The organism is Kineococcus sp. G2, from assembly GCF_037154035.1.
Classification (GTDB): Bacteria; Actinomycetota; Actinomycetes; order Actinomycetales; family Kineococcaceae; genus Kineococcus.
The window spans coordinates 1-6,224 of record NZ_JBBBEM010000049.1 but is presented as its reverse complement, the minus strand read 5'-3'; the positions used below and the strand labels follow the sequence as shown (position 1 = coordinate 6,224).

Annotated in this window: 5 protein-coding genes and 1 riboswitch; of the genes, 3 read left to right on the top strand and 2 right to left on the bottom strand. The window is 75.8% G+C overall.

Annotated elements, in window-relative coordinates; translation table 11 throughout:
* Positions 1-236: 236 nt before the first annotated feature.
* A complete protein-coding gene (locus V9U69_RS08820) occupies positions 237-1,214 on the bottom strand; it encodes a methyl-accepting chemotaxis protein (protein WP_337061254.1) in 978 nt (325 codons plus the stop codon).
* 1 nt (position 1,215) lies between these two features.
* On the bottom strand, positions 1,216-1,785 hold the full coding sequence (locus V9U69_RS08815) for a PAS domain-containing protein (RefSeq protein ID WP_337061252.1): 570 nt from the start codon (positions 1,783-1,785) through the stop codon (positions 1,216-1,218).
* Positions 1,786-1,945: 160 nt separating this feature from the next.
* On the opposite strand from V9U69_RS08815, the gene V9U69_RS08810 reads away from it, so the two are divergent.
* The 3 genes from V9U69_RS08810 (at position 1,946) to V9U69_RS08800 (ending at position 6,141) form a co-directional block, all read left to right on the top strand.
* Positions 1,946-4,240: an SDR family oxidoreductase gene (locus tag V9U69_RS08810; RefSeq protein ID WP_337061251.1), complete on the top strand. Its 2,295-nt coding sequence runs from the start codon at positions 1,946-1,948 to the stop codon at positions 4,238-4,240.
* A 123-nt stretch (positions 4,241-4,363) separates the two neighbouring features.
* Entirely contained in the window at positions 4,364-5,140 is a 777-nt protein-coding gene (locus V9U69_RS08805) for a lysophospholipid acyltransferase family protein (protein WP_337061250.1), read from the top strand.
* A gap of 183 nt (positions 5,141-5,323) precedes the next feature.
* Positions 5,324-5,485, top strand: a riboswitch (cyclic di-AMP (ydaO/yuaA leader).
* Positions 5,486-5,493: 8 nt separating this feature from the next.
* Positions 5,494-6,141, top strand: a complete 648-nt coding sequence (locus V9U69_RS08800) for a transglycosylase family protein (RefSeq protein ID WP_337061249.1) — start codon at positions 5,494-5,496, stop codon at positions 6,139-6,141.
* Positions 6,142-6,224: the final 83 nt, after the last annotated feature.

Genomic DNA, 6,224 nt, shown 5'->3' with positions numbered 1-6,224 from the left:
GTGGACGGGGTGCGCGCCGCCGTGGACGGCGGCGGCAACTGGGGCGGTGCGCAGGACGCCACGGGCCTGTCCCGCCTGGCGGAGGAGCTGCGCGTGAAGATCGACGCCTTCCTCTCCGGCCTGCGCGGCTGACCCCTCCTCCTCCCGACCGCCCCGCCCCTCCCTGCGGTGATCAAGGAAGTTGCAACTTCCTTGATCACCGCAGGGAGGGGCGGGGCGGTCGGGAGGAGGAGGGGTCAGCCGCGCAGGCCGGAGAGGAAGGCGTCGATCTTCACGCGCAGCTCCTCCGCCAGGCGGGACAGGCCCGTGGCGTCCTGCGCACCGCCCCAGTTGCCGCCGCCGTCCACGGCGGCGCGCACCCCGTCCACGAGGCCGTTCATCTCGGCCACGGTGGAGCTGATGCCGGTGATGGCCTGCACCGCGCCCTGGGCCTGCGCGCGGATGCTCGCCACCTGCTGCGAGACCTGCTCGGTCGCGCGGCCCGTCTGGTCCGCGAGCTCCTTGACCTCGGCGGCCACGACGGCGAAGCCGCGGCCGGCCTCGCCGGCGCGGGCGGACTCGATGGTGGCGTTCAGGGCCAGCAGGCGCGTCTGGTCGGCGATGCTGTTGATGACGGAGACGACCTGCTGGATCTCCTCCGACGCCTGCGTCAGCGCCCGCATGGTGCCGGAAGCCTGGTCCGCCTCCACGCTGGCCGCCGAGGCGGCCGTGGCGAGGCCCTGCGCGGAGGCGCTGAGCTCGGTGGAGGCGGTCGCGACCTGCTCGGCCACGCCGAGGACGTCGGCCTCGAACGTGTCGGCCAGCGCCAGCCGGGAGTCGGCGGCGGCGGCGATGCTGCGGGCGTCGCGCTGCATGCCGGCGCGCCCGCCGTCGATGAGGGCCGCGCTGTCGCGGTAGGCACCGCGCAGCCCGCCGGGCAGCAGGCGGCGGTGGTACCGGCCCTCGGCCGCGGAGCTGAGCACCGCGCCGGCCTCGCGCACGAAGGCGTCGGAGACGTCCAGCGCGCGGTTGACGCCCCGCACGAGATCGGCGAGGTGCGGGACCGCCTCGGAACCGGGGACGCCCGCCACGCGGGCCTCGGAGTCGCCGGCGGCGGCGGCCTCGCACACGCGCGTCACCTGCTCCACCAGGGCCCGGTGGAGGGCCAGCTCGTCGGGCGCGCCGGCGGCGGGGCGCCGGCGGCCGAACGGGCCGCGCCTGCCGGTGCTGCTCATCTCAGGCCTCCGCGTCGGGGATCAGGGACCACACGAACTCGTCGTAGTCGACGCCGCGCTCGGCGAGGCGGCGCTGCAGCAGGGCGCCGCCGGCCTCGGCGGCGGCGCGGCCGGAGCCCGCGCGGGACTCCTCCGCGAGCAGCTCCCGGTAGAGCGGCTGGATCGCCTCCACGCCGGCGGTGGCGGGGCGGCGGCGGTTGGAGTGGTAGCCGACGATCCTCCCGCCCGGCCCGAAGGAGGGGGTCACGTGCGCCAGCACCCAGTAGTTCGCGCCGTCGGCGGCGAGGTTGTTGACGTACGCGAACAGCTCGCGACCGGAGGAGACGGTGTCCCACAGCAGCTTGAAGACGGCGCGCGGCATGTCGGGGTGGCGGATGAGGTTGTGCGGCTGCCCGATCACCTCGTGCAGCTCGTAGGCGCCGACGCGGCAGAAGACGTCGTTGGCGTAGGTGATGATCCCGCGGGTGTCGGTCTTGGAGACGATGAGCTCGTCCGCCCCGAACGTCCGCTGCTGACCGGTGGGCCGCACGGCGGCCCGGCGCGGGCCCGGCGCGGTGGTGGCGCTCCCCATGCTCACTCCCTGCTGCGGCAGCTCCCCTGTTCGGCTGCACCTCACCGGGTCATCGGCAGCACCGCCACGGGCTTGAGCCCGCGACGCGTCCCGCTCGCGAGGGAGCGGGCACGGGTGCCGCGCGTCCGGCGGCACCGCCGGGTCGTGGCAGGATCGCCCGGTGCGATTGGCTGAGCAGCTCGACGGCAAGCGCCTCCTCCTGACCGGCGTGACCGGCTTCATCGGCGAGGCGCTGCTGCAGCGGATCCTCGTGGACGTGCCCGGCGCCTCGGTCGTCGCGCTCGTGCGCCCCAAGCCGGGCCAGAGCGGCGAGGACCGGATGCGCTCGCTGCTGAGGAAGCGCATCTTCTCGGCCGCCGGTGACCCCGACGACCTGCTGAAGACGCGCGTGGACGTCCTCGAGGGCGACCTGGCGCAGGTGCCGGAGCTGCCCGGCGACCTGGACGTGGTGGTGCACTGCGCCGGCGACGTCTCCTTCGACCCGCTGATCCAGGACGCCTTCACCACCAACGTGCTGGGCACGAGGTCGCTGGTGGAGCGCGTGCTGGCCGCCTCCCGGCCCGAGCGCCCCGTCCACTACGTGCACGTGTCCACCGCCTACGTCGGCGGCCGCCGCCGCGGCGCCGTGCCGGAGCGGGCCGTGGACCACGACGTGGACTGGCGCACCGAGCTGGAGGCGGGCCTGCGGCTGGCCGCGCGCATCGAGGAGGACTCCCGCCTGGACGCGCGGTTGCGGACGTTCCTGCGCGCCGCGGAGCGCGACCACGGCCGCGCCGGGCCGCTGACGGTGGCCGCCGACGCCGAGCGCCGCCGCGTGGAGTGGGTGAGCGAGCAGCAGAAGGCCGCCGGCAAGGAGCGGGCCCGCACCCTGGGCTGGACGGACTGCTACACGTTCACCAAGGCGATGGGCGAGCGGTTCGTGGAGGAGGTCGCGGCGCCGGTGGTGCCGACGACGATCCTGCGCCCGAGCATCGTGGAGTCGGCGCTGGTCCACCCGCACCCGGGCTGGATCGAGGGCTTCAAGATGGCCGAGCCGATCATCCTGGCGTACGGCAAGGGCGAGCTGACGGAGTTCCCCGCCGCCCCCGACTCGGTGCTGGACGTCGTGCCGATCGACCACGTCGTCAACGCGATCCTCAAGGCGGCCGCGACCCCGCCGCCGCTGTCGCAGCCGGCGTACTACCACGTCTCCTCCGGCAACCGGAACCCGATCACGTTCCGCGGGCTGTACGAGCACGTGCGCGACTACTTCGTGGAGCACCCGTTCGACTCCTCCCCCGAGGTCATGCCGACGTGGGAGTTCCCCGGGCAGAACGCGGTGGAGCGCAAGGTGCGCGCCGGTGAGCTGCTCACCGGCGTGGGCAACCGCGCCCTGATGCTGGCCCCGCGCTCGGAGCGGGTGCGGCGGGCGTCCCGGAAGCTGGACGCCGCGCGCCGCCAGGTGGAGTTCGCCCGCCGCTACATGGACCTGTACAAGGCGTACACCGAGGCGGAGCTGCGCTTCGTGGACGACAACACGCTCGCGCTGCACCGGTCCCTGGACCCGGAGGACGTCGAGCTGTGGGGCTTCGACACCGCCGTGGTGGACTGGCAGGCGTACTGGCGCGACACGCACTGCCCCAGCGTGACCGGGCAGATGCGCAAGTACGAGGAGATCCGCCGGCGCCGCAAGGCCGCCGAGGCCTCCGGCGGCCCGCGGGAGCTGAAGCCGGTCGCGGAGGGCGCGGCACCGGTGCTGGCGGTCTTCGACCTGGCGGGCACCCTGCTGCCGGGCACGGTGGTGGACACGTACCTGACGCTGCGCCTGTCGCAGCTGGACGCGTCGGCGCGGGTGGCGGAGTTCGCGCGCGTGGTGCGGCACCTGCCGGGCTGGATCGCGGCCGAGCGCCGCGACCGCGGCAGCTTCCTGCGCTCGCTGTTCCGCGGCTACGCCGGGGTGGACCTGGGGGCGCTGGAGACCTACGTGGACGACGTGTTCGCCCCCCGCTTCCTGGAGCAGGTCTCCTCCGACGCGCTGCGCCGCATCCAGGCGCACCGCGACGCCGGGCACCGCACGATCCTCATGACGGGTGACGCGCGCGTGGTGACCCGCCCGCTGGCGGGGTTGTTCGACGAGGTGGTGTGCACGGACCTGGAGGAGGAGACCGGCCCGGACGGGCGCCGGCGGGCCACCGGGTTCCTCACCTCCCCGCCGCTGGTCGGGGAGTCGCGCGCGGCGTGGCTGCGCCGGTACGCGGAGGTCGTCGGAGCGGACCTGTCCGCCAGCTACGCCTACGCCGACTCCCACCCGGACGTGCCGCTGCTGAGGGCCGTGGGCAACCCGACGGCCGTCTCGCCGGACGTGTCGCTGTTCCGGGTGGCGCGCGCCGCGCGCTGGCCGGTGGCGGACTGGGCGGCGTCGTCGCCGGCGCGGCGGCTGCGGGTGCCGCAGCAGGTGCTGGCCGGAACCGCCTGAGAGCCGTGGCTCGCCGCGGCCCGCGCCGTCCGCGGGCGCGGTGGGCGTGCCGTGGGAAGATGCACGGGTGCGCCCGTCACGAACGCCGAACGCGCCCGGAGCCGTGCGCGAGGAGGTCCCCGCATGACGATGCTGATGGGTGAGGACGGCCCCCGCCGCCTGGTGCGGGCCTTCCCGCTGGCCCGGGGGCGCCGCGCCGGCGGCGGTGGCGCGGGCGCACCGGACGGGCCGGGCGGCCCGCGCAAGGTGCACCGCAACGACTGGGTGCGCTCGCGGCCGGCGTCGGCCGTGCGGGCGGGTCTGCAGCGCGTGCTGCTGACACCGCTGATGCGGGCGGAGCTGCGCATCGACGTGCGGGGCGTGGAGCTGCTGGACGGCATCGGCGGCCCGGCGGTGATCGTGGCCAACCACTCCTCGCACCTGGACACCCCGGTGCTGCTGGACGCCCTGGGCCCGCGGCGGCGCCGGCGGGTGGCGGTGGCCGCGGCGGCGGACTACTTCTTCGACGTGTGGTGGCGCTCAGCCCCGTCGGGCCTGGTGATCGGCACCTTCCCGCTGGAGCGGCGCGGCGGCCGGGGCGCGAACGCGTCCTCGCAGCTGCTGGCCGACGGCTGGAGCCTGGTGATCTTCCCCGAGGGCGGGCGCAGCTACACGGGCGAGGTGCGCCCGTTCAAGAAGGGGGCGGCGTACCTGGCGCTGGAGGCGGGTGTGCCGGTGGTCCCGGTGGCGCTGCGCGGCACGTTCGAGGCGATGCCCCCGCGGCAGAACTGGCCGTCGAAGGGTCGTCCGCGCATCAGCGTGACCTTCGGCGAGCCGCTGCACGGGCGGCCGGGCGAGCGCGCCGGGGACTTCACCCCGCGCATCGAGGAGGCCGTGGCGAAGCTGCTCGCCAACAGCTGAGCAGCCCCCCGGGCCGGTGACCTCGGTCACACCGCCGGGGCGCGCCCCGCACGCCCGCACCACCGCCGGGGCGCTGCGGGCGACAGGACGGTGTACGTACGGCTTCAGTCTTGTTACGGTCGGCGTGTTCCCGAGGCCGTTCGGGAGCCCGTCGCGGGGACACGCCGAGTCCCACCCGCCCCGCGCCGGCACCTGTGATCGACGGGTGGGAGCGGGGGACCCATGGTTCCTCGGACGTCCACCGCGCACCGCGCGGCGGAGGTCCTCGGGGTGAAGCCGCCTGCGGGCGGCCGGGCCAAACAACCTTCGGCCCGAACCCGACAGCTCACCTCGCAGGCGTTGGAGGTCTCCCCATGCCCGCGCTGTCCTTCCGTCGCACCCGCACGTCCGCTCGCGCCCTGCGCCGCGGCCTGCTCGCCACCGCCGCCGCCGGTGCGGCCGGCGCCGCGATCCTCGCCCCCGCCACCGGCGCCTCCGCCGCTCCCGTCTCGGAGTGGGACCGCCTGGCCCAGTGCGAGTCCAGCGGCAACTGGAGCATCAACACCGGCAACGGCTACTACGGCGGGCTGCAGTTCAGCCCCCGCACGTGGACCGGCTTCGGCGGCGGGCAGTACGCCCCGCGCGCCGACCAGGCCACCCGCGAGCAGCAGATCGTCGTCGCCGAGCGCGTCCTCGCCCGCCAGGGCTGGGGCGCCTGGCCGTCCTGCTCGCGCCGCCTGGGCCTGAGCGGTGCGGCGGACCCGGCCGGCGCCGAGCAGGCGCTGCTGAACCCCGCCCCGGCCCCGGCCCCGGCCCCGGCCCCGGCGCCCGTCGTGGCGGCCGCCCCGGCTCCCGCCCCCGCGGCGCGCACGTACACCGTGCAGCCCGGCGACACGCTGTACCGGATCGCGGTGAACAACGGCGTGGCCGGCGGCTACGTGAACCTGTGGAACGCCAACCGCGCCGTCATCGGCGACGACCCGGCGCGCATCGCGGTCGGCATGGTCCTCACCCTGCCCTGAGCCCCGCACGGCCCCGACGGGCCGGCGCTCCCGCGGAACCCCCCGGTGCACCCGTGCACCGGGGGGTTCCGCGCGTGCGGTGG